Source organism: Ideonella sp. FW305-24, from assembly GCF_058788035.1.
Genome location: NZ_JBYTAI010000007.1, coordinates 368,477 through 393,332, shown reverse-complemented (window position 1 = coordinate 393,332; position 24,856 = coordinate 368,477). Strand labels below are relative to the sequence as shown.

Genomic DNA, 24,856 nt, shown 5'->3' with positions numbered 1-24,856 from the left:
CGCGCAGGGCGACGCGCTGCATGCGGTGCTGTGCGCGGCGGGCTTCAACATCCGCTGGCTGCTGCGGGCCATAGCCCAGCTGGGCCTGCGCGGCCTTTTGTTGGCCTTGAGCGCATCGGCGCTGTATGCGGCGGCCATGGCCCAACTGCTGCGTCACTGGGGCTCTGGCCTCGATGCCCTGTCCGCGGCGTGACCGTTGCGGCTCAGGCCATCAATTGACTACAGCCGCCGCGCCGGAAATGGATTTTGCAGGGCCGACTAAATAGAAATGCAACGCCACCTCGTACCCCTTCCGATCCATCACCCCCAGCACCGTCTGCTCATCCAGCAACTTGAAGTGATCGATGATCGGTTGGGTGTCGTAGACCATTGCGGCGGCGGGTGTTGATTCACCGGGCGAGGGGATCAAACGCAGGCGGGCCGTGCCCATCACTGGGTTGGCCACGCGGCGGCCCTCGGCGTCCAGGCAGACGATGGGGTCCACCGCCTGGACGCTGTGAAAGTGCTTGCCCACCCAGCCGATCTTCTTGAGCAGTGACTCGCCGGGGTGGCCGGTGTTGAAGACGCCGCCGATCCAGGGGCCGAGCATGACGCCGCGACCGTCGTATTACCGCCGCGACTGACCGCTACGCTGCCGTCAGCGGTAGTCGTGCTCGTGCTGGTCCCTGGCGGCGAGCAGCACGACATCCGCGTCACGCATCGCGAACAGGAAGACGCAGCCGCCCTTGCCAAACGGGATGATCAGTTCCCGAAATTCCCGGTCTTGCTCGGACCGGCGACAGGTGTGCGGTGCGAACGCGAGGACGCTCATCCCTTGTTCGACCGCATCGCGGAACCGAAAGAGGCACGTCTCATCGGGCGCGTTGCTCGCCAGCTCGCGCAGGATGATGTGGTCTTCGAGGCGCTCGATGTCTTGCTGGAAGCTGAGGCTGGAAATGACGCGATAGGGTTCGCTCACTCAGAGGCTCGCTCTTGCTTCGCTGCCACCGCTTCCCGGATGCGCTGCTGCGCCGCCTTGGCACGCTGCGTCATGCCCGCCAGGAAGTCCTCGGCCGTGACCAGGCCCTCGCCCTTGTCGGCGCTGCGCAGTGCCTTCTTCGCACGCGCAACTGCTGCGTTCTGCTCGGCGCGGAATTCAACCTCGCGGCGGACGGCGTTCTCGATGAACTGTGTCATCGACTCGCCTTCTCGCAGCACAGCCTCCAGGCTGGTCTTGGTTTCGGGTGCGATGCGAATGGGGGGCAAGGTGGCGGAGCGGCTCATGAATTGACTGTATAGCAGTTGATATACGCCCACAAGCTTGGCCAAGCGCAGCCACCAGGCCGGGGCTGCAACGCCGCCCCAGGCAATCCGGGGCCAGGCTTCCCATTTCCATCCCCTGCGGCGCAACTTCCTCGCGAGTCGCCCCCTCAGGCTGGGTCGGCGCGAATGATGCTCAGCGCATCGCCCAGTCCGTGTCCACGTGCACGATGTAGCACTCCGAGGTGTACGCGCGGCGGTCGTGGTCGCAGCTGGCCAGGGCTTCGCGCACGGCGGTGTCGATGCTGGAGGCGCCTGAGGCCCAGCCGGAGGCGCCGTCGTTCGACACGCTGAAGGCGCGGTGGCCCTTGGCGTGGGCGTATTCCTCGCGGAAACGCTCGGCGGCGCGCGGGCTGTGCAGCACAGACTGCAGCTCGGCGGCGCTGGGCATCGGGTCGTCGCTGCGCTGCTGGGCTTCCGGGCGCTCGTCGTCGTCCATTTCCTCGTTCACCTTGTCCACGTAGCGTTTGTAGGCGGGCACGGCCAAGCTCAACAGCAGGGCGAACATCAGGATCAGCACGCCGAGTGCGATCACCACGCCCCGGCCGCTGTCATCCACCGGCTTGGGGCCATGCTCGTTCTCGTAGGCCTCGCTGGGATAGAACAGCAGGGCGACGGTGGCGATCCAGTTGATGATGGGGATCAGCAGCACCAGCACCCACCAGCCGTTCTGGCCGATGTCGTGCAGTCGCAGCACCGTGACCCGCAGCGACCAGACGATCAGCACGGCGATGCCGACAATGCCCAGCAGTCCCTTGAAGATCATGCCTGGCAGCAGTGCCAGCAGGATGCCCAGCCCGGCGATGCCCACGTAGAACAGCAAGCCCGAGAAGAAGTAGCGCATGCGCGGCATGCGGCCCTCGAAGCTGAGGCCGAACAGCGGCGCATCGTCGCTGCCGAAATAGGGCGTGGGTTCTTCGCCGCGCTGGCGCGAGGCGATGGCGGCGCGGCGCCGCTCGGTGGCGGTCGCGGGGGGCTTGCGCGGGCCGCCACGGGCTTCGCGCCGGGCTTGCGCCTGAGCTTCGCGTTCGGCGCGGGCCTCGGCGGCAGCCTCTTCCTTGGCGGCGATGCCGCGTGGCATGTCGCAGGCGCAGGCCTTGCACAGGATGCGCTTGCTCTGGCGTTCGCCGCAGGCCGGGCAGTTCATCATCTCGTCGGACGCTGGCGCGATGGTCTTGATCGGCGGCGGCACGGCAGCGGGGTCTGGGCCACGCGCCGCCTGAGGCACGTTGGCATCGGCTCGCGGCGCGGCCCAGGGCGGCGGCGCCGGGCTGGTGGGCGGTTCCAGCGGCGCGAGTTCCAGCGTGAACGGTGCCGGCGCGGTGGCCACCGGTGGCGGCGCAATCGTGGGCAGCGGCGCCATGGCTGCCGGCGTTGGCGTTGGCGCTGCCGCTTCCGGCGGCAGCGGCTCGACCAGCAGGCGCGCCCCGCGGGCCTTGAACTGCGCCACCCACTTGTGCGCCTGGTCGGCCGCCAGCGCCTTCTTGATGACCAGCCGCCGGCCCGAACCCAGCGCCACGCGGCGCGTGTCGTCCAGCTTCAGCCATTCGGCCAGCGCCTGCTGCACCGTGGCCGCCGCGTGGCCCTCCAGGATCTCGCCGGCATACACCAGCCTGACCATGTCCTGCATCTCGACTCCCCCTCCACGCCCCCTCAGGCGCTCCTTGATGCGTGATTGCTCAAGCCCGTGTGCTGCGGCCTCCCCAGGCCGGCACTTGCCACACGGGCATCCCTCTTCCCGTCAACCGTCGTGTAGATGTTCGCGCGCCGGCAGCCGGCGCGTCTCGCCAATGGCGGTGACAAAAAACTCGTCTTCGCTCAGGCCGCTGGCCGGGCGTTGCCGGGCCAGTTCGCGCGGTGGTTCGTCCACCGCTTCGTCGGCCAGCGCAAACGTGCCCCAATGCAGGCCCAGCGAACGCTTGGCGCCCAGGTCGCGGTGGATGCGCAAGGCTTCTTCGACGTTGATGTGCTGCGAGCCCATGAACCAGCGCGGCTCGTAGGCGCCAATCGGCAGCAGCGCCAGGTCAAAACCGCCGCCGTGTTCCGGGCTCTGGCGCGGCGCGTAGCGCTCGCGCATGTGGGCGAATTCGCGGCTGTAGGCGGTGTCGCCGGCGTAGAACAAATGGCAGTCCGGCGCGAAGACGGCAAAGCCGCCCCACAGCGTGGCCATGCGGTCGCCCAGGCCGCGGGCCGACCAGTGCTGGGCCGGCACCAACTCCACCGTCACGTCGCCCTTGGCGGCTGGCAGCGTGTGCGCCTGCCACCAGTCCAGCTCGATGCAGTTGACGATGCCCAGCTTGGCGAACCAGGCCTTCAGCCCCAGCGGCACGATGAACTGCGGCGGGCCGCCGGGCTGGCGCGCCAGGGCCTGCACCGAGGCGGCGTCCAGGTGGTCGTAGTGGTTGTGCGAGACCAGCACCAGCTCGATGTGCGGCAGCTCTGCCAGCGCAATGCCCGGTGGCTGGTGGCGCTTGGGGCCGGCGAACGGCAGCGGCGAGCAGCGCTCGGAGAAGACCGGGTCGGTCAGCAGGCTGATGCCGCCCAGCTGCACCAGTGCCGTGGCATGGCCCAGCCAGGTCGCGCCGGGCTGCTGCGCGGCCCCACGGTTGGCCAGCAGGTAGGCCAGATCGGGGGCGACCTGCGGCGTGGGCGCTTGCGGGGGGAAGGGCTTGCCGTCCCGCGAGGCCTGCCAGCGCCAGCGCAGCACCTCGCCCAGCGAGCGCGGGCGGAATTCAACGGCCACGTTGCGGTAGCCACCGCCCGGCACGTGGTGCGCGGGCGGGGTCTTGTCCGGGCCGCTCACGCCGCTTCTGCCGCGACGAGGGCGGCCAGCGCATCGGCCAGCTCGCTGTCGGCCACGCCTTCGCCCTTGGCCACAGGCGCGCCTGCCAGCGCCGCGGCGCCTTCGGTCTTCAGGCGCTTGACCCATTCACCGGCATCGCGCCCGCCGGCAAAGGCTTGGCTTTGCAGCAGCACCCGGCCGTCGGCCGCGCTGAGCTTGAAATAGAACTGGCCGTCGGCCTCGCGGTATTGTTTGAAGATGGCTAGTTTTGGCGTGCCGAACCGGGTTCCTGGTGGGATGCTCGAAGCTTGGACTACCTGAGCCAGCGGCTGGAAGCGGCGCAGGCCCACGGCTTCGCGCAGCGTGGCGAGGAAGGGCGCGGCGATGGCGCGGGCGCGCTGGGCGCCCTGCTGCAGGATCTCTTCGAGCTGCTCCGGGTGCGCCATCAGCGCGTCGTAGCGCGCGCGCATCGGGCCGATGTGCCGGTTGACCTGCTCGAACAGGCGCTGCTTGGCGTCGCCCCAGCCCAGTCCGGCGCGCAACTCGGCGCGGAAGGCGGCGCGTTCGTCGGCGGTGGCAAAGGGGTCGAACAGCGCGATCAGCGTGCTGCCTTCGGGTTCCTTGGGTTCGCCGGGCAGCTTGCTGTCGGTGACGACACGGGCAATCGCCTCGCGCAGCGCCTTCTCGCCGCCTTGGAACAAGGGCACGCTGTTGTCGTAGCTCTTGCTCATCTTGCGGCCGTCCAGCCCCGGCAGCAGTTCCATCTCGGGCTCGACGTTGGCCTCGGGCAGCACGAAGTGCTCCCCGAACAGGTGGTTGAAGCGCTGGGCCACATCGCGCGCCATCTCGATGTGCTGGATCTGGTCCTTGCCGACCGGCACGCGGTGGGCGTTGAACATCAGGATGTCGGCGGCCATCAGGATGGGGTAGCTGTACAGGCCCATGGTGATGCCGGCATCCGGGTCTTCGCCAGCGGCCACGTTCGCGTCCACTGCGCCCTTGTAGGCGTGGGCGCGGTTCATCTGGCCCTTGGAGGTGACGCAGGTCAAGAGCCAGGTCAGCTCGGGGATCTCGGGAATGTCGCTCTGGCGGTAGAAGACCACGCGCTGCGGGTCCAGCCCGGCGGCCAGCCAGGTCGCGGCGATCTGCATGCGCGAGCGCTCGATGCGGGCCGGGTCGTCGCACTTGATCAGCGCGTGGTAGTCGGCCAGGAAGAAGAAGCTCTCGATGCCGGGTTCGCGGCTCGCGGCAATCGCCGGGCGGATCGCACCGACGTAGTTGCCCAGGTGCAGGATGCCGGTGGTGGTGACGCCGGTCAGGACGCGCTGGGTCGATGCGGAAGACATGGGCAGCAAGGCGGGAATCGGAATGGAGGAAACAGGGAGCTTACGCATTGTCGCAAGCTTCCCCGCGCTGCGCCTTCCCTTGAATCCAGGGACCTTACACTCGGGTGAACCCTTTGTCGGCCGGAGTCTTCCCCTTGGTCCTGCGTGCCTCGTTCCGGCAGCTGCTGCTGCTGGCTTTTGTGATGATGTCGGTGATGCTGGGCGCCGTGTCGCTGAGCGGGCTGCAGGCATTGCAGGGGCTGCTGGCGAAAAGCCGCGAGGCGGGTCAGCAGGCGATCCAGCTGAATCTGGCGACCGGCGGCCTGGTCGAGCGCAGCACCGACATGGAACGCGCCGCGCGCCAGTACCTGGTGCTGGGCGACGGCGGCCTGCGCCAGCGCTTCGAAGACGCCTCGCGCGAGGCCCGCGGGCTGCTGGCGCCGCTGCTGAAGTTCAAGCCCACCGCGCTGCTGGCCCAGCAATGGGTGGGCAGCGTTGGCCAGGTCGGACGGCTGCTGGACGACCACGGCTTGCCGGCCGGCGCACAGGACCAGTCCGTCACCGCCGAATTCCGGGTGCTGGAAGACCTGACGCGGCGGCTCACGGTGCAGGTGCAGCAAAGCATTGCCGAGCGCAACCAGGCGCTGCAGGGCGCGCTGGAGGCGCAGCGCAGCCTGCTGGTGCAGCAGGTGCTGGTGGCCATCGTGGTCGCGGCGCTGGCGGCGCTGGCCTTTGGCGTGTGGCTCACGCGGCCGCTGCGCCGGCTGGGCACGGCCATCGTCGCGCTGGGCGAAGGCCGGCTGGACCAGCCGGTGGCCATTCGCGGCCCGGCCGACCTGGCCAGCCTGGGCAAGCAGCTGGACTGGCTGCGCCTGCGGCTGACCGAGCTGGACGAGGACAAGGATCGCTTCCTGCGCCACATCTCGCACGAGCTGAAGACGCCGCTGGCGGCGCTGCGCGAAGGCGTGTCGCTGCTGCAGGACGGCGTGGGCGGCGCCCTGAGCACCGACCAGGCCGAGATCGTCGGCATCCTGCAGCACAACACCGCGGTGCTGCAGCAGCAGATCGAGGACCTGCTGCGCTACAACGCCGCGGCCTTCGACGCCAGCCGGCTGCAGCGCCGGCCCACGGTGCTGCGCTCGCTGCTGCAGCAGGTCGTCGAGGCCCAGCGGCTGCAGTGGCAGGCGCGCGGGCTGAAGCTGCTGGTCGAGGGTGACGAGCGCCTGGTGCTGCCGGTGGACCCGGAGCGCCTGGGCATGGCGCTGGGCAACCTGCTGTCCAATGCGATCCGCTTCAGCCCGCCGGGCGGCCAGATCCGCTGGTGGGTCGGTACGCTGAGCGGCCAGGCGGTGCTGCAGGTCAGCGACCAGGGCCCCGGCGTGCCCGACGAAGAACGCGAGCGCATCTTCGACCCGTTTTTCCGCGGCACCGTGCAGCCCGAAAACCAGCCGCGCGGCAGCGGCATCGGCCTGTCCATCGTGCGCGAGCAGGTCGCTGCCCATGGCGGCCAGATCGTGCTGGCTGCCGATGCCGGCGGTGCCTGTTTTCGAATCCTCCTGCCGCTGGGCTCGCCGCTTGCTGTGGTGACCCCCGCGTCTGCACATGCCACCCATGCCTGAACGTTTTTGCCAGTTGAAGGGACCTTTGTTGCACCACGCCCGGTTGTTGTTGCCAGTGGGCGTGTTGGCCTGCGCCTTCGCGCTGGGCGGCTGCGAGCTGCTGCAGCCCAAGCCGCCCACACCGGCGCCAGCCGCCAGTGCGCCGCCGGAGCCGCCTTCCGCGCCGGCCAGCGTGCCGCCGCCCCCGCCACCGCCGGCCTCGGCGCCGCATGACCCGATCGACGACGCGGGCCGCCAGCTGCAGGCCTGGCAGGAAGAGCTGCGCCAGTCCACGCCGGAGCAGGTCGCGCTGCAGGCTTCGCGTCTGGCCGCCGAGCCGGCTTTGCCGCCCACCGCGCTGCACCTGGCGCTGTTGTGGCTGAACACCCGCGCTGCCGGCGATTCGGCGCGCGCCTGGGGCGTGCTGGACACGCTGCAGAAGCAGGCCGACCCTGCGGCCCAGCCCTGGGCCTTCTGGGCCAGGCTGCTGCTGCCGCGAGCGGCCGAGCAGAAGCGACTCGAAGAGCAGTTGGACCGCCAGGCTGCGCAGATGCGCGACACCCAGCGCCGCATCGACCAGCTCAATGGCCAGCTCGAAGCGCTGAAGGCCATCGAGCGTTCGCTGGCGCCGCGCCGGCCGGGAGACGGGCGGTGAGCGCTGGCGCCCCCGCCGCGCCGGCCAGCGCGGCAGCCAAGACCCGCATCCTGGTCGTCGACGACGACGCCGACCTGCTGCGCCTGCTGTCGCTGCGGCTGAACGCCGCCGGCCATGCGGTGACCGCGGTGGCCAGCGCCGAAGACGCACTGGCGCGGCTGGACGTGCTGCGGCCGCAGCTGGTGCTGAGCGACGTGCGGCTGCCCGGCCTGGACGGTCTGCAGCTGTTCGACGCGGTGCAGAGCCGCTACCCCGGCCTGCCGGTCATCCTGCTGACCGCACACGGCACGATTCCCGATGCGGTGGAGGCGACGCTGCGTGGCGTCTTCAGCTACCTGACCAAGCCGTTCGACGGCAAGGACCTGCTGGCCGCGGTGGACCGTGCGCTGGCTGTCTCGACCGCCGCACGCCCGGCGGCCGGCAAGCAGCGCGACGCCTGGCGCGAGGAGATCGTCAGCCGCTCGGCCGTGATGGACGAGGTGCTGGCCGAGGCCAGGCTGGTCGCGGCCGGAGACGCCTCGGTGCTGATCCGCGGCGAAAGCGGCAGCGGCAAGGAACTGCTGGCGCAGGCCATCCACCGCGCCGGGCCGCGCGCCGCCGGGCCGTTCGTGGCGGTCAACTGCAGCGCCATTCCCGAGGCGCTGCTGGAATCCGAGCTGTTCGGCCACGTGAAAGGCGCGTTCACCGGCGCGGTCACCAACCACCGCGGGCTGTTCCAGAGCGCGCATGGCGGCACGCTGTTCCTGGACGAGATCGGCGACATGCCGCCGGCGCTGCAGGTCAAGCTGCTGCGCGTGCTGCAGGAGCGCCAGGTGCGGCCGGTGGGCGCGCAGCAGTCGATCGCGGTGGACGTGCGCATCCTCTCGGCCACCCACCGCGACCTGGAGGCGGCGCTGGCCAGCGGGGAGTTCCGCGAGGACCTTTACTACCGGCTCAACGTGGTGACGCTGACGCTGCCCACGCTGGCCGAGCGGCGCGAGGACATTCCACTGCTGGCCCAGCACTTCCTGCAGCGCCTGGCCGCCAAGTACGACAAGAAGCTCAACGGCTTTGCGCCGGACGCACTGAGCGCCCTGGCGACTGCCGCCTGGCCCGGCAATGTGCGCCAGCTGCACAACGCCGTCGAACAGGTCTGCGCGCTGGCCACCGCACCGCTGATCCCGCTGGCGCTGGTGCAGCGCGCGTTGCGGGTGCCGACAGTGGAGGTGCTCACCTACGCTGAGGCCCGTCGCCGCTTCGAGCACGACTACCTGGTCGGCCTGCTGAAGCTGACCGACGGCCAGGTCGCCGACGCTGCGCGGCTGGCCGACCGTAACCGGACCGAGTTCTACCGCCTGCTGCAGAAGAACGGCCTGACGCCCGGCCTGTTTCGCAGCGAGTCGCCGGATGGCGACAGCGATGGCGCAGTGCAGCAACCGCCTGTCGCCGGCTAGCGACAGCGAATTTTCTTAACGAAATCAGGCACTTGCGAAACAGGAGAGGGTAAGCCCCGAGAAGCTGTCGCTGAACGGCGACGCTTTTCTCCCCCGAAAGGGGGGATGGGACGGCCTGATTTGCTCAAGTCATTGATTTGAAAGAGAAAAATGGGGTGGCACAGGCTTTGCGGTAAAGCACCGCAATGACTACTTCCGCCAACCCCTCTTTGCCTCGCATCGGCCGCCGCCGCTGGCAGGCTGCGGTGCTGGCCTTGCCGCTGGCGCTGCTGGCGCAGGCAGCGACTGCCGCCACTTCGGCGGCGATGGATCTCGACACGCTGGCCCAGAAGGCCCAGGCCCTGGCCGCCCAGCCCTACCAGCCCACGCCCAGCAGCACGCCGCAGGCGCTGAAAGACCTGACGTACGACCAGATGCGGTCCATCCGCTTCAAGCCGGCGCGTGCGGTCTGGCGTGAACAGCAGCTGCCGTTCGAGCTGATGTTCTTCCACCTCGGCAAGTACCAGACCGAGCCGGTGCGCCTGCACGAGCTGAACGGCGACGCCAGCCGCGACTTCAAGTTCGATGCCGCCGACTTCAGCTACGACTTCAAGAAGACCTTCGACCCGGCCGCCTGGGGCGACATCGGCTATGCCGGCTTCCGCGTGCACACCCAGATGACGCCCGGCGCCGCCTACAAGGACGAGCTGGTGGTCTTCCAGGGCGCCAGCTACTTCCGCGCGCTGGGCGCGGGGCAGCACTACGGCCTGTCGGCCCGTGGCCTGGCGGTGGACACCGCCGGCGGCCTGAAGGGCGAGGAATTCCCGCGCTTCACCGACTTCTGGCTGCAGCGCCCCGCGGCCGATGCCAAGTCGCTGGTCGTGCTGGCGCTGATGGACTCGCCGCGTGTCACCGGCGCCTATCGCTTCGACATCACGCCCGGCGTCACCACGCAGGTCAGCGTGCACGCGAAGCTGGTGCTGCGTGACACCAAGGAGCCGATCAAGACCTTGGGCATCGCGCCGCTGACCAGCATGTTCTCGTTTGGCGAGAACCAGCCGCACCGCAGCGACTTCCGTCCCGAAGTGCACGACAGCGATGGCCTGATGATGGCCACCGGCGACGGTGAATGGCTGTGGCGCCCGCTGCAGAACCCCAAGTCCACGCTGACCACCTCGTTTGGCATGCGCTCGCCCAAGGGCTTCGGCCTGATGCAGCGCGACCGCAACTTCAGCAGCTACGAAGACAGCGAAGCCAGCTACGAGCGCCGGCCTTCGGCCTGGATCACGCCGCTGGGCGACTGGGGCACCGGCCGCGTGGAGCTGGTGCAGCTGCACACGCCCGACGAGACCAACGACAACATCGTCGCCTACTGGGTGCCGGCCACGTTGCCGGCCCCGGGCCAGGTGTTGGACATTGCCTGGCGCGTGGACTGGCAGGGCGAGCAGCAGCAGCGCCCGCCGGCCGGCTGGGTCACCCAGACGCGAGTGGGCCGCAGCTACGCGACGCTGAAGGACAACGAGCAGCAGCTCATCGTCGACTTCGCCGGCCCTGCGCTGGACAAGCTCGAAGCCTCGGCCGCCGAAGTGCCGGCCGGTGCCAAGCAGGCGCCGCTGCGCGCCGTGGTCTCGGCCGACGGCAACGGCCGCATCGAAGAACAAACCCTGTACCGCGTCAGCGCCAACGGCGCCTGGCGACTGGCCCTGCGCGTGATGACCGTCGACCCGACGAAGCCGGTCGAACTGCGGGCCTTCCTCCAATCTGGCAACGACACCGTGAGTGAAACATGGACGCATCTCCTGACAGCGCAATGAAGCGCGCACGCGGCAATACCGCGTCGTACGCACGCCCCGTCGTGGCCAGCCGCGCCACGAACGGAACCTCCAACGTGCCCGGCATGCCAGCCATCCATCGCGGCAGCATGGTGCCCACGCGCTGGCTGGGCGTGGCCGCCCGGCTGCGCGGCGAGCAGGCCGCGGCCGATGCGCCGTGGCGCGAGAGCGTCGCCAAGCTGGAAGCCCAGCCCAAGGCGGCCTGGGAAGGCGCTGCGGCCAAGCGCCGCAACTGGCTGATGTTCTGGACCCTGGGCGCCAGCCTGATGGCCGCCGGCCTGATGTGGAGCTCGCAGCCGGGCGCCGGCAGCGACGCACTGGAAGCCGCCCAACTGCTGCTGTTCACGCTGCTGTTCGCCTGGGTTTCGGCCGGTGCCGTGACCGCGGTGATGGGCTTCATCGTCACGCTCAAGGGCGACCCGCACGCGCTGTCGGCCAAGTCGGTCGAAGGCATGACGCTGCCGGCCGATGCGCGCACCGCGGTCATCATGCCGATCTGCAACGAGGACGTGGCCACCGTGTTCGCCGGGCTGCGCGCGACCTGCGAGTCGCTCAGCGCCACCGGTGCGCAGCGCGTCTTCGACATGTTCGTGCTGTCCGACACCAGCGACCCGACGCTGCGCGCCGCCGAACTGCGCGCCTGGCACGCGCTGCGCCAGCAGCTGAGCGAAGCCGGCAGCGAGCTGCGCGTGTACTACCGCTGGCGCCAGCGCCGCACCAAGCGCAAGGCCGGCAACGTGGCCGACTTCTGCCGCCGCTGGGGCAAGGACTACCGCTACATGGTGGTGATGGACGCCGACAGCGTGATGAGCGGCGACACCCTGGTCACGTTGGCCCGCCTGATGGAAGCCAACCCGCGCGCCGGCATCCTGCAGACCGCCCCGCGCGCCGCAGGCCACGCCACGCTGCATGCCCGCGCGCAGCAGTTCGCCAGCCGCGTCACCGGCCGCCTGTTCACCGCCGGCATGCAGTTCTGGCAGCTGGGCGAGGCCCACTACTGGGGCCACAACGCCATCATCCGCGTCGAGCCCTTCATGCAGCACTGTGGCCTGGCCACGCTGCCGGGCACCGGCGCACTGGCCGGCGAGATCCTGTCGCACGACTTCGTCGAAGCCGCGCTGATGCGCCGTGCCGGCTACGAAGTCTGGCTGGTCAACGACCTGGAAGGCAGCTACGAACAACAGCCGCCGCACCTGCTGGCCGAACTGCAGCGCGACCGCCGCTGGTGCCAGGGCAACCTGCAGAACGCCCGCCTGATCGCTGAGCCCGGCCTGAAGAGCGTGCACCGCGCGATGCTGGGCACCGGCGCGATGGCCTACCTGTCGGCCCCGCTGTGGCTGGCCTACGTGGTGCTCGGCGTGTCGCTGTGGCTGACCGGCGCCGGCGACAACACCCCCACGCTGCTGGCCGGCCGCTCGGTCGCCACGCTGTGGGCCTCGACCGCGCTGATGCTGGCGATGCCCCGTGTGCTGGGCGTGCTGGCGGTCATCCTGCGCGGCGAGCAGGCCGAGTTCGGCGGCAGCTTGAAGCTGATCGGCAGCTCGGCGCTGGAAGCCGGCATGTCCATGCTGCAGGCACCGCTGCGCATGGCTGCGCACAGCCTGTTCGTGATCGGCGGCCTGACCGGCTGGAAGCTGGAATGGACCTCGCCCCCGCGGGAAGCCAGCGACCTGAGCTGGGGCGACGCGACCCGCCGCTTCGGCTCGCTGAGCGCCGTCGTCGCGCTGCTGATGGCCGGCATTTACGCGGCTTCGCCGGTGGCCGCACTGTGGCTGCTGCCGATGGGCTTGCCGCTGCTGCTGGCCATCCCGTTCACGGTGATGAGCGCCCACGGCGCGCTGGGCCAGCGCCTGCGTGATGCCAACTGGCTGCTGATCCCCGAAGAAGCCCGCTCGCCCGCGGTGCTGCGCCAGGCCTGGCACTACGCCCACCACTACGCCACCCAGCCGGTGCTCAAGGGTGCGGCGCTGCTGGCCGACCTGCCTCGCCTGGCCTCGCTGGCGCTGCAAGCGGTGGGCCCGCGCCGCACCGGCCGCGGCCTGCGCGGTGAGCAACGCCGCCAGCGCGTGCTGCAGCTCAGCCGCAGCAACCAGCCGGCCGCCAAGTCCGAGCAGCTGCGCTTCCTGAACGAGCCGCACAGCCTGCGCCTGCTGCACGCGGCGATGGCCGGGAACGCGATGCCGCACTGAGCGGGCCAGTCGCCAGAAACAAAGAGGGCGCGCCGCAGGGCGTGCCCTTTTTTCCGTTCTGGGGACATGCGGTTTCCGCATGAGCTTATCGGGTCGGTTCGGGGCTGAGGGCGGTGCCAGGCATGTGATCATCGCGCTGGCTTTCCCTCTCCGGCCCGCACCATGCTGATCTTTCGCCAACTCTTCGACCCGACCTCGTCCACCTACACCTACCTGCTGGGCGACAGCGCCAGCGGCGAGGCCTTGCTGATCGATCCGGTGTTCGAGCAGGTGCCGCGGGACCTGGCGCTGGTGCAGGAGCTGGGCCTGCGCCTGGTCGCCACGCTGGACACCCATGTGCACGCCGACCACGTCACCGGCGCCTGGCGTTTGCAGCAGCGCTGCGGCAGCCAGATCGCGCTGGCCGAGGCGGCGGGCGCCGAGCTGGTGGACCGGCCGCTGCGCCACGGCGACCGCATCGCCTTTGGCGAGCGTTTCCTCACCGTGCGCGCCACGCCTGGCCACACCAACGGTTGCCTGACCTATGTGCTGGACGACCAGCACATGGCCTTCACCGGCGACAGCCTGCTGATCCGCGGCTGTGGCCGGACCGACTTCCAGCAGGGCAGCCCGCAGCAGCTTTTCGCCTCGGTGCGCGAGCACATCCTCAGCCTGCCCGAGGACTGCCTGCTGTACCCGGCGCACGACTACCGCGGCGTGACCGTCACCAGCGTGGCCGAGGAGCGCCGCTTCAACCCGCGCCTGGGCGGAAACGTGGACGAAGGCGACTTCACCGGCTACATGAACCACCTGGGCCTGCCGCACCCCAAGCTGATGGCCGTGGCCGTGCCGGCCAACCTGCGCTGCGGCCGGCCCGAGGGCGACGCGCCACCGGCCGAGCAGCCCGGCTGGGCGCCGCTCACGCTGCGCTTCAGCGGCGTCTGGGAGATCGAGCCGATGGCCTTGCTGGAGCGGGCCGGTGAGGTGCAGATCGTCGACGTGCGCGAGCAGCCAGAATTCCTGGATCGCCTGGGCCACCTCTCGGGTGCGCATCTGGTGCCGCTGTCGCAGTTGCTCAGCCGGCTGGACGAGCTGGACCGCGAGCAGCCGGTGGTGGCCGTCTGCCGTTCCGGCGTGCGTTCGGCGCAGGCCAGCGTGCTGCTGAGCAAAAACGGCTTCACGCGCGTGGCCAACCTGGCCGGCGGCATGCTGCGCTGGCACAGCGAGTCGCTGCCGGTGGCGCCGGGCAGCATGGCGGCAACCGGCGAACTGCCGGCCGGCTGAGGCGTTTTCGGTTCGCCGTGCGGCGAGAATCCGCCAATGGCGCAAGGCAAACGGATTTCGGTCGACATTGGCGATGAGGCCCTCCAGGCCATCAAGGACATGGGGGCGGCCGCCAGGCTGGCACGCACTGCCGCTGGCGAGGGGCAGGCCGCGGCGGCGGCCCGCCTGGGCGTGCATGTGCAGACCATCGGCCGCATCGAAGCCGGCGAGCCTGGCGTGGCGATCGGGCATGTCATGGGCCTGCTGGCGCTGTACGGCATTTCCACCCGGCTGCAGCCGCCTGCCGGCGAGCCGGCGGCCTGAGGCCTCATACTCGGCCACCTTTTCCCTCTTCGAGGCGCTCTGCGCGGGCTTCGTGCCCATGCCGTGCCAGGCTATCTCACCAAGCAGGAAGACATCGCCGTTGACGGCGTGGCGTCGCTGACGATCCGCTCGCTGCTGGACCGCAACCAGTTTGCCGATCCGCTGGGCATTGCCGAGCGCCTGGGCATTTCGTCTGCGTCTTGGTCGCTGTTCGGGCTGCTGTGGCCATCGGGCCATTCGCTGGCCGCGCGCATGGCGCTGCGCCCGGTGCGGGCCGGCGAGCGCATCTTGGAGCTGGGTTGCGGGCTGGCGCTGGCCAGCCTGGTGGCGCACCGGCGCGGCGCGGACATCACCGCCAGTGACTGCCACCCGCTGGCCGATGGTTTCCTGCTGGAAAACCTGCGCCTCAATGAGCTGCCGCCGATGAAATACCGCCACGGCGACTGGGTGCTGGCCAACCCGGCGGAACTGGTGGCGCGCGACCCCGACGCAGCAGCGTCCGTCACCGGCCGCTTCGACCTGCTGATCGGCAGCGACCTGCTGTACGACCGCGACGCCAGCGCCGCGCTGGCCGGCTTCATCGGCCGGCATGCGATGGCGCAGGCGGAAGTCTGGATCATCGACCCGGACCGCGACAACCGGGCGGTCTTCAACCGTCTGATGCTGGCGTTGGGCTTCGAGCGGCGCGAGGAGCGGCTGGACCGGGTCGCCTCCGCGGGCGTGCTGGCCTACAAGGGCCGCGCGCTGCTGTACCAGCGCGGCGGCCTCTGAAGCATCAGCCCGCGCGCTGCGGCCGCTTCTGCTGGCCGCGCAAAGCGCGCAGCAGGCCCTGCACTTCGTCGCTGGGCCGCTGCGGGTTCTTCCAGTAGGCCGAGCAGTCCGGCAGCCGGCTGATCAGCTTCATTTCGACCAGCTCGCGCCGCGGCGTGACGTGGTCGCCCCAGGTGGTCCAGGCTTTCAGCAGCTCGTTGACCTCGCGCTCGGTGTAGCGGCGGTTGGGTTCGAAGCGCGTCCACAGCGCCCACATCGCCAGCCGCTGCACGCTGAACTTGTGCGGCCAGCGGGCCAGCCGGCCCCAGGCGTCGAACTGGGTCAGCGCCTTGGCGGCGTTGGGGCTCAGCGACTCGCGTGGCGCTGCGGCTTCTTCGTTGGCGGCCGGCTCAGGCAATTCGGTGGCGGCCCACGGGTCGGCTTCGGCAGCTGTGGCCATTACCGCGACTGGCGCGGCCTGCAAGGCCTGCAGGTTGCGGTGGCCGGCGGCGCGGGCCAGCATGTTGAGCAGTTGCAGGTGGCTGGGTGCCGTGTCGCTCGGCGCACCTTGTGCGCTCAAGTGGTCGCTCAGCTCGCGCCGCAGCGACTTGGCGAAGGTCGAAAGATCTTCGCAATGCAGCGGCTGCAAGCGGCGGCCACGATCGGCCGTTTCGAGAAAGGAAGGATGGGATTCAGGCATCGGTGCACTCCTGCGTGCGCGCGCCGCTCTCTCGAACGGGCTGGGGTCACCGGCTTGCAGCGGCGCACGCCAAAGGCGTGGAACCGAAGGGTTGCGAATCAACCAAGAGGATCAGGGCAGGTTTAGCTTGCAGCGGAAGAAGCCGCTGCACGGTGACGCCTGGGTGAACTGCCGACCAGGCGATCAGTGTAGCGGAGCGGCCGGTGGCAGGGCGCGCCACCGGCCGCTCAGCGTTCAGGGCTTCTTGCTCAGCCCTGGCGCTTCCAGGTCCAACTGCGCCGCGTCCAGCACCAGCGCCTTGTCGTCCAGCTTCTTCAATGCGTCGCCGGCAGCGCCCAGGTCGCCCACCACCACGGTGCGCAGCGAGGCTGGGGTCCAGTGGCCGGCGGCGTAGGCGCGCACCTGCTCGGCGGTGACGGCCATGACTTCGGGGGCATGTTTTTGCGCGTCGCTCAGCGGGCGGCCGCGGGCGATCAGGTCCATTGCGACGGCGCTGAGGCCGCCGGTGGTCTCGATCTGGCGGCCGAAGTTGCCGACCAGGGTGGCCTTGCGGGCGTCCAGCTCTTCGGCAGCCGGCGCCGCCTCGCCCATCTTCACGACCTCGCCGCGCATCAGCTCGACGACCTGCGCCGCGGTGGCGTTGTTGGTCTGCGTGGCGGCGCTGAGCAGGCCGCCCACGGCCTGGAAGTCCTGCCCGGCGGAGGCGCCGTAGCTCAGGCCGCGCTTGATGCGCACTTCCTGGTTCAGCCGCGCCGAGTAGCCGCCGCCCAGTACCGCGCCGGCCACCTGGGCCACGCGGCGGTCCGGTGCGTCATAGGCGACCGAAGGCGCCATCACGACGACGCCGCTTTGCCCGGCGCCCGGCAGGTTGACCAGCACGGTGGCCGGGGTGACGGCTGCGGCCGGCTCGTTGCGCGGCTCGGGCAGCGCCATGCGCTTGCCTTTCCAGGCGCCGAGCTGGCGCGTGGCCAGCGCGACGGCCTGTTCCAGCGTCACGTCGCCCGAGACGACCAGCGTGGCCAGCTCGGGGCGCAGTTGCTGCTGGTGGAAGGCCAGCACGTCCTTGCGCTGGATGCGGGCCAGGCTGGCTGGCGTGGTCGAGCCGCCGAAGACGCTGGCGCCCCACCAGGCGCGGCGCGCGGCCAGGCCGGCCAGCGCCATCGGGTCGCTGAGGCTGAGCTTCAGTGCGTCCGCGGTCTGCTCGCGCAGGCGGCCGAGTTCGGCTTCGGACAGCGTGGGGTGCAGCGTCGCGTCGGTGATCAGCGCGGTGGCGTCGGCCAGCTTGGAGGTCGCGACGGTCATGGTCAGCGCCGAGCCGCGCCAGTCGGCGGCCGAGTCCAGCGTGCTGCCCAGCGCTTCGGCCTGGCGGGCGATCTGCGTGGCGTCCAGCGCCTTGCCGTTGCGCGTCGCGCCCTTGGTGCGCAGTGCGGCGGTGAGGCTGGCCAGGCCGGCGTGGCCGTCGGTGTCGGCCGCGGCGCCCAGGCGCAGGTGCAGCGAGACCGAGACGATGGGCAGCGCGTGGCGCGGCGCGACGACCACGCGCACGCCGTTGGGCAGCTTGGCCTCTTCGAAGGCCGGCACGACCAGCGGGCGCGGCGTGCCGGGCTCGGGCGGGGCGTCCACGCCAGGCGTGAGGCCCCAAGCGCCGGCGGCGAAAGCGGTGACCAACAGCGCCGCGACCGGGCGCAGCATCAGGTTCAGCGAACGGCTCATCACTTCGCCTCCTGGGTGTAGAACAGCGTGACGGCGGGCTTGCCGATCACGTACTGGCGCAGCACACGCTGCACGTCGGCCGCGGTGACGGCCTGCAGCTCGGTCAGCTCGCGGTTCACGGCCTCGGGGTCCTTGTCGTGGATCATCGCCCAGCCGATGGACGTGCCGCGGCCCAGCGAGGTCTGGCGGCCGTTCAGCGCGGCGGTCAGCAACTGGGTCTTGACCTTGTCCAGCTCGGCGGCGGGGATCGGGCCCTTGGCCAGCCTGGCCAGCTCGGCATGCAGCGGTGCCACCAGGCTTTGCGGCTGGCGCTGGCCGGAGGCAATCGCGTAGACGGCGATGGCGCCAGCGTCGGTGTGCAGCATCGGCTCCATGCCGGCGGACTGGGCGATGCGCTGGCGATACACCAGCGACTCGTTCAGGCGCGACGACTCGCCGCCGGCCAACAGGCCCTGGATGACCTGGAACGCGGCAGCGTCCTTGTCGGCCGCGTTGGGCGCCTGCCAGATCAGCACGGCCGCTGGCAGCGGCACGTTCGGGCCGGTCAGCGCGACCTGCCTGGACTGCGTGCGCACCGGCTCTTTCACGTTCACGCGCGGGATGGGCGTGTCGGGTTTTTTCAGCGGGCCGAAGTAGCGGTCCACCCACTGGTCCAGCTGCGCGCCGTCGAAGTCGCCGGTGACGATCAGCACCGCGTTGTCGGGCCGGTAGAAGGTCGAATGGAAGGCGCGCACGTCATCCAGCGAGGCCGACTCCAGGTCCTCGATGCTGCCGATCACCGGCCGCTTGTACGGGTGGTCGATGAAGGCATTCGGTGCCATCGCCTCGAACAGCCGGCCGTAGGGGTTCGCCAGCACGCGCTGGCGGAACTCTTCCTCGACCACCGCGCGCTCGCTCTTGAAGTTCGCCTCGTCCACATTGAGGTTCACCATGCGCTCGGCCTCGGCCCACAGGATGCGCTCCAGGTGGTGCGAGGGCACGGTGGCGAAGTAGGCGGTGACGTCCTCGGCGGTGAAGGCATTGTTCTGGCCGCCCACGTCCTCGGTCAGCCGGTCGAACTGCTCGCTCTTCATGTAACGCGTGCTCTTGAACATCAGGTGCTCGAAGAGGTGCGCAAAGCCGGAGCGGCCGACCGGATCGTCCTTGCCGCCCACGCGGTACCAGACCTGCACACTGACGCTGCCGCCGGTGCCACCGGGCTCGGCAATCACCTCCAGGCCGTTGGCCAGCGTGCGGCGCTTGAACTTCATCGGCGCGACGGCCAGGGCCACCGGCGTCGTGGCGGGCGCAGCGGCCACGACCCAGGCCGGCAGCGCACCGGCGGCGGCCAGCAGGGCCGCCCGGGCAAGCCAGGCGCGCCGGCTTGTTTGCAAAAGCATGCAGTTCTCCGAGAGAAATCGACAGCTCCGCAGGATACAAACATTTATCGTCCGCCCATCTCCCACGAACGGTAAATGCGCCAGCAGGCCTTCTTAAACTGTCGCCATGTGTTTGTGCCCCGCCCACCATGCGCCGCGCTGACCGGCTGTTCCAGCTGGTGCAGCTGATCCGCGGCCGACGGCTGTCCACTGCTGCCTGGCTGGCCGGGCGGCTGGAAGTCTCGCTGCGCACGCTGTACCGCGACGTGGCCGACCTGCAGGCGCAGGGCGTGCCGATCGAAGGCGAAGCGGGCGTGGGCTACCGGCTGGGTGCGGGCTATGAGCTGCCGCCGCTGATGTTCAGCACCGACGAGGCCAAGGCGCTGGTGGCCGCGGTGCGCATGGCCGGGCCGCGCATGGACTCGGCGCTGGTGGCGCAGGCCGAAAACGCGCTGTCAAAGATCCTGGCGGTGCTGCCGAGCGCGGCGCGCGCCGCTGCCGAGGCGCAGGTGCTGTTCGTGCCGGCCGTGGGGCCGGACGCGGCCACGCTGGGGCGGCTGGCCGTGCTGCGCCAGGCGGCCGAGTCTCGCCACCTGCTGCGGCTGCTGTACCGCGACGAAGGCGGCGCGCCGTCAGAGCGCAAGGTGCGTCCGCTCGGCTGCTTCTTCTGGGGGGCCGTGTGGACGCTGGGCGCCTGGTGCGAGCTGCGGCAGGATTTCCGCAGCTTCCGGCTGGACCGCATCGTCGACGCCGAGCGGCTGGACGACCGCTTCCGCGATGACGCCGGTCGCACGCTGGCCGACTTCCTGCGCCATTCCGAGCGCAGCGGCTGGGCTGCGGCCCGCGCGACGGGACCGCGGCCGTCGGCTTGAATGGCGGCCAGCCAGGGGGCCGCAACAGGGTGGGCCTGATGTTTGCATGGGGCTTGCCGCCTGTCTCTTATCTGTCTTCCTCATTCCGGGAGGCCCGCGCCATGATGATTGCCGATTCCATTGGCCCCGTTTCACAGCTGCGCAACACGCTGGCGCAGCTGGAGGCCGGCACGCTGCGGCCGGACGTGACCTGCGCGCGTTTTCGCATGGCCACGCTGCAATGGCACAGCCTGCCGGACCGCTATTCCACCGTGCTGGAGCGCTTGCTGGCCCCCTTGGACATGGCGGTGATGCTGGGCGAAGAAAGCTGCAGCTTCAGCCGCGCCGACGTGGTGCAAGCCTTGCACCAATGGCTGGATCACGCTGAACAACTGCGATAGGGCACCCGGCCCGGCCCGGGCCGGGCTGCATCGACCGTCGGCCGTGGAAACAGCCGCGGATCAGCGCTCAGATGTCGAGGTGCAGGCGGTCCGCCCAATGGCGGGTCAGCGGGGTCACCACCGGCTTGGCCATCAGGCACTCGTTGAGCAGTGCGCGGCCGATGGGGGCGTGGCGGGCTTGCGCGGCGGCGGCCATCAGGGTCTGGTCCAAGAGGTCGCGCTGCAGGTGGCTGCCGCCCAGGCGGCGCAGTTGCGGGCGCACCGCGTGCAGTTGTTGCACGGCGGCGTCCGGGTCGCCTTTGGCCAGCGCCAGCAGCCCGCGCATCAGCGGCAGGCCGACTTCTCGGGCGGTGGTGTGGTTGCTGCGGCGCACGTCTTCAGGCTGCATCGCGCGCTCGGCGCAGCGCGCCAGCCAGCCTTCGGCCTGCAGCAGCTCGCCCGCACCAATGCAGGCCAGCGTGACGTGCAGGTCGGTGAAGGCCCGGTGGCCGGCTTCGCTGACCGGGGGTGACCAGCCACGCAGCAGTTCGACAAAGCGGGCGCTGACGTCTTCGCCCATCAGGTGCATGCGCCACAACAGCGACACCGCGTCGAACTGCTGGAAGCTGCTCTGCAGCATGTCGCCGGAAAAGTGAGCGTCCAGCAAGCGGTGCGCGCCCGGCAGGTCCAGCGCTTCGAGCCGGAACAGGCCCATGTGCCACCACAGGTGACTGGCAAAGGCATTGCCTTCGGCCCAGTTCGGCTGGTGCTGGCGCAGCCAGGCGTTGCCGTCTTCCAGCCGGCCGCTCATGTGCAGCACATGGGCCACCGCATGCACTGCCCACGGCACGCTGGCGCCGCCGGCCACCGCACGCCGGCCGGCGTCCTCGGCCTGCGGGTAGCAGTTGTTTTCTTCCAGACCGGATGCGTAGAGCCCCAGCACCTGCGGGAACAGCGGGTCGGCCTCGTCCCACTCGGGCAGCACCTGGGCCGGGCGGCTGCGCAGGCTGGCGGTGTCGCCCTGCAGGTAGTCCCACTGGTGAGCCCATTGCAGCGCCAGCGCGTCGCGCGGGTATTCCAGCAGCAGGGCGTCCCAGCGCCGGCAGGCCAGCTGCCAGCGGCCTTCGGCGATGGCGCGCAGCGCTTCGAGGTGGGCCCGCTCGCGCTCGGGGGCGTTGGCCTGCAGCGGCTCGGCCTGGTCCAGCAACTGGCGGGCCGGCGCCAGCTGGCTGGCCTCGGTCAGGCCCAGCAGGTAGCCGGCTTTCATGATGCGCGGCAGGCCCCAGCCGGGATCGGCAGCGATGGCGGCGTCCAGGTCGGCCAGCGGCGTTTCGCTGAAGGACATCATGCGCCACAGCGCGGTCTCGGCCCGGTCGGCGGCTTCGCGCGAAGCGGTGCCCAGGCGCTGGTCGCGGGCGTCGCGCAGCTGGCTGGCGACGGGCGTCGGGATGGGCGCGGGGGCGCCGGTGGCGGGTGGGACTGCAGGCGGCGGGGATTCGTCGACCGGAGGGGGCATGGCAGGAATGTAAGCCAGCACGGATGCTGCGCTTTTTCAGCCCCTGGCCGGCGGTGGCGCCGGCCAGGGGCGCAGGGCAGGGCGCAGGCGTTCCCACAGCGCACCCAGTTGCAGCACGCCCAGGTCGTCGTGCCGGCGGCCGATGATTTGCAGCCCGATGGGCAGGCCTGCAGCATCGTGCCCGGCGGGCACCGACAGCGCAGGCTGCTCGCTCATGTTCCACGGCAAGGTGTAGGCAATGTGCTCGAAGGGCCGCGCCGGGTCGTTCAGCGGGCTGGCCTGCTCGGCGGGGAAGGCCACGTCGGGGCTGACGGGCGAGAGCACGTAGTCGAAGCCATGGGTGGCCGTGACCGCGGCGTCGCGCAGCGCGGCGATCTGCGCGTGGCCCTGGAAGACTTCGGCGGCGCTGAGCTGCTGGCCGCTGGCGATCCAGTCGCGGATGTAGGGCAGCACCTTGGCCTGGCGCTCGGGCGGCAGCGTCGCGTAGTCCATCCATGAGCGCATGCGCCAGAAGCGGTCCAGGCCCTGCACCATCGCGCGGGTGCTGACCGGGCCGATGGGCTCGACCACGGCACCCTGCGCCTCGAAGGCGCGGGCGGCGGCTTCGATGGCCGCGCGCACCGCGGGTTGCAATGCGTCGCCCCAGCCGGCGTCCAGCAGCAGGCCGATGCGCAAGCCCGTGGCAGCGCGGCCGCTGTCGGCCTGCGCTGCACGCTGGCCGTGCTCGGCCCAGGCGATGGGCTGCGCAGGCAGGCTGGTCGCATCGCGCCAGTCGGGCCGGCTCAATGTCTGCATCGCCAGTGCGGCATCCGCCACGGTCCGGCAGATGGGCCCGGCGACGCGGCCGGCGTAGGGCGGCTTGATGGGGATGCGGCCCAGGCTGGGCTTGAAGCCGACCACGCCGCACCAACTGGCGGGCAGGCGGATCGAGCCGCCAATGTCGGTGCCCAGGTGCAGCGGGCCGTAGCCCGCGGCCGCCGCGGCCGCCGCGCCGGCGCTCGATCCGCCCGGGTTCTTGCGCAAGTCCCAGGGGTTGCGCGCCAGTTTGTGGAAGCTGGACAGGCCGGAACTCAGCATGCCCCAGTCCGGCATCGTGGTGCGGGCGACAAACACCGCACCGGCCTCGCGCAGCCGGGCCGCCGGAGGCGCGTCCTCTACGGCGGGCGTCAGCGCGGTGGCTGCGCAGCCCAGCGGCTGCGGCACGCCACGGGTGGCGATGTTTTCCTTCAGCGTGACCGGCACACCGTCCAGCGGACCCAGCGATGCGCCTGCGGCCCAGCGCGCTTCTGACGCCGTGGCCATGCGCAGCGCCTCGTCGGCGTCCAGCGCCCAGGTGGCGCACAGCTGCGGTTCCCAGGCCTCGATGTGGGCCAGCACTGCGCGCGTGACATCCACAGGGGAGAGGGTGCCGGTGTGGTACATCGGCGTCAGTTCTGTCGCACTCAGGGCATGCAGGTCGGCCAATTCGAGACTCCTGTTGGCTTTTGGCGGTCATGTCCCCGATTTGGTGACTTGACCTTGATCAAGGGCCGACGCCGGGCGTTACACCATCTTACCCAGCACGGCCGCCACCGATGAGACCGATGAACCGTGACAAAGTCCCGCCGCGCCGGCTGACATCCCCCATGATCAAGGGGGACAGGGCAGGAAGCTGCCCACCGAGAATGATTCTTGGCGACGACGTGAGACAGGTGTCTCTGGGTGTATCGCGCTCTACTGCGCGGGCCGTTGCCTCAGAACCACTACCGAGGAACTGTTTTCATGATCAAAAAGTTTGCCACTGCTGCCGTGCTCGCCGCTGCCATGGGCGCAGCCCAGGCTTATATACCCTCCGCCGTTTCCATCAACGGCACCTGCGACACCTTCGTGGACCTGACCACCGAAGGCACCCAAGGTGCCGCCGGTACCTGGGTCAACAGTTGCACCGGCTTCAGCATTCCTGCTGGCGGCGCGCAAGTTCGCTCGGGCTCGCAGATCCGCATTGGCTACGTGCTCGGCACCACCGGCGCCACTGGCCTGGCCCTGTCGTCCGGCCACGAGGTGACCTGGTGGCTGCGCGACGATGGTTCCGCCGTCATGTACAACTACCAAGGCGTTGCCGTGTTCACCGGCACCTGGACCGCGACCAGCCCCAAGTAAGGCGTTCGCAAGCGGCGAGCGCCGCGACCGGGGTTTCATGCCCACAAAAACACCCGCCTTGGCGGGTGTTTTTCTTTCCGGGCAGTGATTTAACACACGACGTGAAAGTGATTTTTCCCTTCGCCTTTCTGGCCGTTTGCGAGATTGGGCTGTCCTCGTGAGAGGAGTCTTCCGCAGTAGTCACGGTGGGTGGCAAATGCCCCTAGGTCTAGGGGTTTAGGGAAAACACTTTGAAACACAAAGGGCTTTGCGTAACTCTATCGACCAACTGTCCTTGGGCCGTTTTGCGCATTGGCGCGGGCAGTTGATCCAAACCTCAAACAGGAGAGTTGCGATATGTACAAGAAACTGGCCACAGCCGCTGTTCTTGCGGCTTGCATGGGCGTCGCCCACGCGGACCTGCCATCCGCCATTTCGCTCGGCGATGCCTACTGTGATTACCTCGAGAACCTGACGCCCGTCGCGGGCGGGGGCTATTCCGGTACCTGGTCCAACGTCAGTTGCACCGGCATTTCGGTGCAGATCGGTGGCGCGGCCACGCCGGCCTACAACGCGCAGGCCGTCGGTGCCGTGATGGGCTCCCAGGGCCTGGCCCTGAGCAGCATGGGCGGCCGGGAGGCGACCTACTGGATCACGGAGGACCAGAACTGGCGTCTGTACAACTACAAGGGCGTGCTGGTGGGCAAGGGCAAATGGACGCCACGCACCAGCCTGACCGTGGGCCAGAAGGCGGTGCTGGGCAACTGATGCGTTCGCGCTTCGCCTCATTCGCGTAGGGCGCGTGAAGCTGG

At 69.9% G+C, this 24,856-nt stretch carries 23 protein-coding genes and 1 pseudogene; 13 read left to right on the top strand and 11 right to left on the bottom strand.

What is annotated here, in order from left to right; all coding sequences use genetic code 11:
• Positions 1-193 (top strand): annotated as a pseudogene (locus tag AC3WR5_RS20760) (hypothetical protein); the annotation flags it as partial.
• Between the two features lie 18 nt (positions 194-211).
• Here the strand turns inward: AC3WR5_RS20760 and AC3WR5_RS20755 are convergent.
• The 6 genes from AC3WR5_RS20755 to AC3WR5_RS20730 form a co-directional block, all read right to left on the bottom strand.
• Positions 212-589 (bottom strand): GXWXG domain-containing protein, encoded by a 378-nt coding sequence (locus AC3WR5_RS20755; protein ID WP_492486794.1) that lies wholly within the window; start codon positions 587-589, stop codon positions 212-214.
• Between the two features lie 48 nt (positions 590-637).
• A complete protein-coding gene (locus AC3WR5_RS20750) occupies positions 638-958 on the bottom strand; it encodes a type II toxin-antitoxin system RelE/ParE family toxin (RefSeq protein ID WP_492486792.1) in 321 nt (106 codons plus the stop codon).
• The gene (locus AC3WR5_RS20745; protein WP_492486790.1) at positions 955-1,263 is read right to left on the bottom strand and encodes a YlcI/YnfO family protein; all 309 of its coding nucleotides are present in this window, start codon (positions 1,261-1,263) and stop codon (positions 955-957) included. The genes AC3WR5_RS20750 and AC3WR5_RS20745 overlap by 4 nt, the downstream gene beginning before the upstream one ends.
• 172 nt (positions 1,264-1,435) lie before the next feature.
• The gene (locus AC3WR5_RS20740) at positions 1,436-2,929 is read right to left on the bottom strand and encodes a DUF805 domain-containing protein (protein WP_492486788.1); all 1,494 of its coding nucleotides are present in this window, start codon (positions 2,927-2,929) and stop codon (positions 1,436-1,438) included.
• Between the two features lie 111 nt (positions 2,930-3,040).
• Positions 3,041-4,102, bottom strand: a complete 1,062-nt coding sequence (locus AC3WR5_RS20735; RefSeq protein WP_492486786.1) for an MBL fold metallo-hydrolase — start codon at positions 4,100-4,102, stop codon at positions 3,041-3,043.
• Positions 4,099-5,427, bottom strand: a complete 1,329-nt coding sequence (locus tag AC3WR5_RS20730) for a tryptophan--tRNA ligase (protein WP_492486784.1) — start codon at positions 5,425-5,427, stop codon at positions 4,099-4,101. The genes AC3WR5_RS20735 and AC3WR5_RS20730 overlap by 4 nt, the downstream gene beginning before the upstream one ends.
• Positions 5,428-5,561: 134 nt before the next feature.
• On the opposite strand from AC3WR5_RS20730, the gene AC3WR5_RS20725 reads away from it, so the two are divergent.
• From AC3WR5_RS20725 to AC3WR5_RS20690, 8 genes are all read left to right on the top strand, one after another.
• Complete coding sequence (locus AC3WR5_RS20725; protein ID WP_231012904.1) at positions 5,562-7,025, top strand: HAMP domain-containing sensor histidine kinase; 1,464 nt, start codon at positions 5,562-5,564, stop codon at positions 7,023-7,025.
• Entirely contained in the window at positions 7,018-7,659 is a 642-nt protein-coding gene (locus AC3WR5_RS20720; RefSeq protein WP_231012905.1) for a hypothetical protein, read from the top strand. Before AC3WR5_RS20725 ends, AC3WR5_RS20720 begins: the two co-directional genes overlap by 8 nt.
• Complete coding sequence (locus tag AC3WR5_RS20715) at positions 7,656-9,092, top strand: sigma 54-interacting transcriptional regulator (protein WP_492486782.1); 1,437 nt, start codon at positions 7,656-7,658, stop codon at positions 9,090-9,092. The genes AC3WR5_RS20720 and AC3WR5_RS20715 overlap by 4 nt, the downstream gene beginning before the upstream one ends.
• 185 nt (positions 9,093-9,277) lie before the next feature.
• Complete coding sequence (locus AC3WR5_RS20710; protein ID WP_492486780.1) at positions 9,278-10,885, top strand: OpgD/OpgG family glucan biosynthesis protein; 1,608 nt, start codon at positions 9,278-9,280, stop codon at positions 10,883-10,885.
• Positions 10,858-13,092 carry a glucans biosynthesis glucosyltransferase MdoH gene (mdoH, locus tag AC3WR5_RS20705; protein WP_492486778.1) on the top strand — a complete coding sequence of 745 codons (2,235 nt, stop codon included), beginning with the start codon at positions 10,858-10,860 and terminating at the stop codon, positions 13,090-13,092. The genes AC3WR5_RS20710 and mdoH overlap by 28 nt, the downstream gene beginning before the upstream one ends.
• Positions 13,093-13,257: 165 nt before the next feature.
• Positions 13,258-14,355 (top strand): rhodanese-like domain-containing protein, encoded by a 1,098-nt coding sequence (locus tag AC3WR5_RS20700; protein WP_492486811.1) that lies wholly within the window; start codon positions 13,258-13,260, stop codon positions 14,353-14,355.
• A gap of 36 nt (positions 14,356-14,391) precedes the next feature.
• A complete protein-coding gene (locus tag AC3WR5_RS20695; protein WP_492486776.1) occupies positions 14,392-14,658 on the top strand; it encodes a helix-turn-helix domain-containing protein in 267 nt (88 codons plus the stop codon).
• A 63-nt stretch (positions 14,659-14,721) separates the two neighbouring features.
• Positions 14,722-15,429, top strand: a complete 708-nt coding sequence (locus tag AC3WR5_RS20690) for a class I SAM-dependent methyltransferase (protein ID WP_492486774.1) — start codon at positions 14,722-14,724, stop codon at positions 15,427-15,429.
• Positions 15,430-15,433: 4 nt separating this feature from the next.
• On the opposite strand, the gene AC3WR5_RS20685 is transcribed toward AC3WR5_RS20690, so the two are convergent.
• From AC3WR5_RS20685 to AC3WR5_RS20675, 3 genes are all read right to left on the bottom strand, one after another.
• Complete coding sequence (locus AC3WR5_RS20685; RefSeq protein WP_492486772.1) at positions 15,434-16,108, bottom strand: DUF2087 domain-containing protein; 675 nt, start codon at positions 16,106-16,108, stop codon at positions 15,434-15,436.
• 234 nt (positions 16,109-16,342) lie between these two features.
• Positions 16,343-17,821 carry a M16 family metallopeptidase gene (locus AC3WR5_RS20680; protein ID WP_492486770.1) on the bottom strand — a complete coding sequence of 493 codons (1,479 nt, stop codon included), beginning with the start codon at positions 17,819-17,821 and terminating at the stop codon, positions 16,343-16,345.
• Positions 17,821-19,200: a M16 family metallopeptidase gene (locus tag AC3WR5_RS20675; protein WP_492486768.1), complete on the bottom strand. Its 1,380-nt coding sequence runs from the start codon at positions 19,198-19,200 to the stop codon at positions 17,821-17,823. The genes AC3WR5_RS20680 and AC3WR5_RS20675 overlap by 1 nt, the downstream gene beginning before the upstream one ends.
• Positions 19,201-19,328: 128 nt before the next feature.
• Here AC3WR5_RS20675 and AC3WR5_RS20670 point away from each other — a divergent pair, with 128 nt between their 5' ends.
• Positions 19,329-20,051, top strand: a complete 723-nt coding sequence (locus tag AC3WR5_RS20670) for a helix-turn-helix transcriptional regulator (RefSeq protein WP_231012910.1) — start codon at positions 19,329-19,331, stop codon at positions 20,049-20,051.
• 101 nt (positions 20,052-20,152) lie between these two features.
• Positions 20,153-20,431 (top strand): hypothetical protein, encoded by a 279-nt coding sequence (locus AC3WR5_RS20665; RefSeq protein WP_492486766.1) that lies wholly within the window; start codon positions 20,153-20,155, stop codon positions 20,429-20,431.
• A 67-nt stretch (positions 20,432-20,498) separates the two neighbouring features.
• On the opposite strand, the gene AC3WR5_RS20660 is transcribed toward AC3WR5_RS20665, so the two are convergent.
• The gene (locus tag AC3WR5_RS20660; RefSeq protein WP_492486764.1) at positions 20,499-21,926 is read right to left on the bottom strand and encodes a tetratricopeptide repeat protein; all 1,428 of its coding nucleotides are present in this window, start codon (positions 21,924-21,926) and stop codon (positions 20,499-20,501) included.
• Between the two features lie 36 nt (positions 21,927-21,962).
• Positions 21,963-23,390: an amidase gene (locus AC3WR5_RS20655; protein WP_492486762.1), complete on the bottom strand. Its 1,428-nt coding sequence runs from the start codon at positions 23,388-23,390 to the stop codon at positions 21,963-21,965.
• A 297-nt stretch (positions 23,391-23,687) separates the two neighbouring features.
• On the opposite strand from AC3WR5_RS20655, the gene AC3WR5_RS20650 reads away from it, so the two are divergent.
• Positions 23,688-24,065: a hypothetical protein gene (locus tag AC3WR5_RS20650; RefSeq protein WP_141288953.1), complete on the top strand. Its 378-nt coding sequence runs from the start codon at positions 23,688-23,690 to the stop codon at positions 24,063-24,065.
• A 336-nt stretch (positions 24,066-24,401) separates the two neighbouring features.
• Positions 24,402-24,812 (top strand): hypothetical protein, encoded by a 411-nt coding sequence (locus AC3WR5_RS20645; protein ID WP_492486760.1) that lies wholly within the window; start codon positions 24,402-24,404, stop codon positions 24,810-24,812.
• Positions 24,813-24,856: the final 44 nt, after the last annotated feature.

Bases quoted from the DNA above. Each gene is read 5' to 3' on its own strand.
- AC3WR5_RS20675 (WP_492486768.1), bottom strand. From the start codon at position 19,200: ATGCTTTTGCAAACAAGCCGGCGCGCCTGGCTTGCCCGGGCGGCCCTG.
- AC3WR5_RS20745 (WP_492486790.1), bottom strand. From the start codon at position 1,263: ATGAGCCGCTCCGCCACCTTGCCCCCCATTCGCATCGCACCCGAAACC.
- AC3WR5_RS20755 (WP_492486794.1), bottom strand. From the start codon at position 589: ATGCTCGGCCCCTGGATCGGCGGCGTCTTCAACACCGGCCACCCCGGC.
- AC3WR5_RS20660 (WP_492486764.1), bottom strand. From the start codon at position 21,926: ATGCCCCCTCCGGTCGACGAATCCCCGCCGCCTGCAGTCCCACCCGCC.
- AC3WR5_RS20720 (WP_231012905.1), top strand. From the start codon at position 7,018: ATGCCTGAACGTTTTTGCCAGTTGAAGGGACCTTTGTTGCACCACGCC.
- AC3WR5_RS20730 (WP_492486784.1), bottom strand. From the start codon at position 5,427: ATGTCTTCCGCATCGACCCAGCGCGTCCTGACCGGCGTCACCACCACC.
- AC3WR5_RS20740 (WP_492486788.1), bottom strand. From the start codon at position 2,929: ATGCAGGACATGGTCAGGCTGGTGTATGCCGGCGAGATCCTGGAGGGC.
- AC3WR5_RS20650 (WP_141288953.1), top strand. From the start codon at position 23,688: ATGATCAAAAAGTTTGCCACTGCTGCCGTGCTCGCCGCTGCCATGGGC.
- AC3WR5_RS20685 (WP_492486772.1), bottom strand. From the start codon at position 16,108: ATGCCTGAATCCCATCCTTCCTTTCTCGAAACGGCCGATCGTGGCCGC.
- AC3WR5_RS20710 (WP_492486780.1), top strand. From the start codon at position 9,278: ATGACTACTTCCGCCAACCCCTCTTTGCCTCGCATCGGCCGCCGCCGC.
- AC3WR5_RS20695 (WP_492486776.1), top strand. From the start codon at position 14,392: ATGGCGCAAGGCAAACGGATTTCGGTCGACATTGGCGATGAGGCCCTC.
- AC3WR5_RS20670 (WP_231012910.1), top strand. From the start codon at position 19,329: ATGCGCCGCGCTGACCGGCTGTTCCAGCTGGTGCAGCTGATCCGCGGC.
- mdoH (WP_492486778.1), top strand. From the start codon at position 10,858: ATGGACGCATCTCCTGACAGCGCAATGAAGCGCGCACGCGGCAATACC.
- AC3WR5_RS20680 (WP_492486770.1), bottom strand. From the start codon at position 17,821: ATGAGCCGTTCGCTGAACCTGATGCTGCGCCCGGTCGCGGCGCTGTTG.
- AC3WR5_RS20665 (WP_492486766.1), top strand. From the start codon at position 20,153: ATGATGATTGCCGATTCCATTGGCCCCGTTTCACAGCTGCGCAACACG.
- AC3WR5_RS20645 (WP_492486760.1), top strand. From the start codon at position 24,402: ATGTACAAGAAACTGGCCACAGCCGCTGTTCTTGCGGCTTGCATGGGC.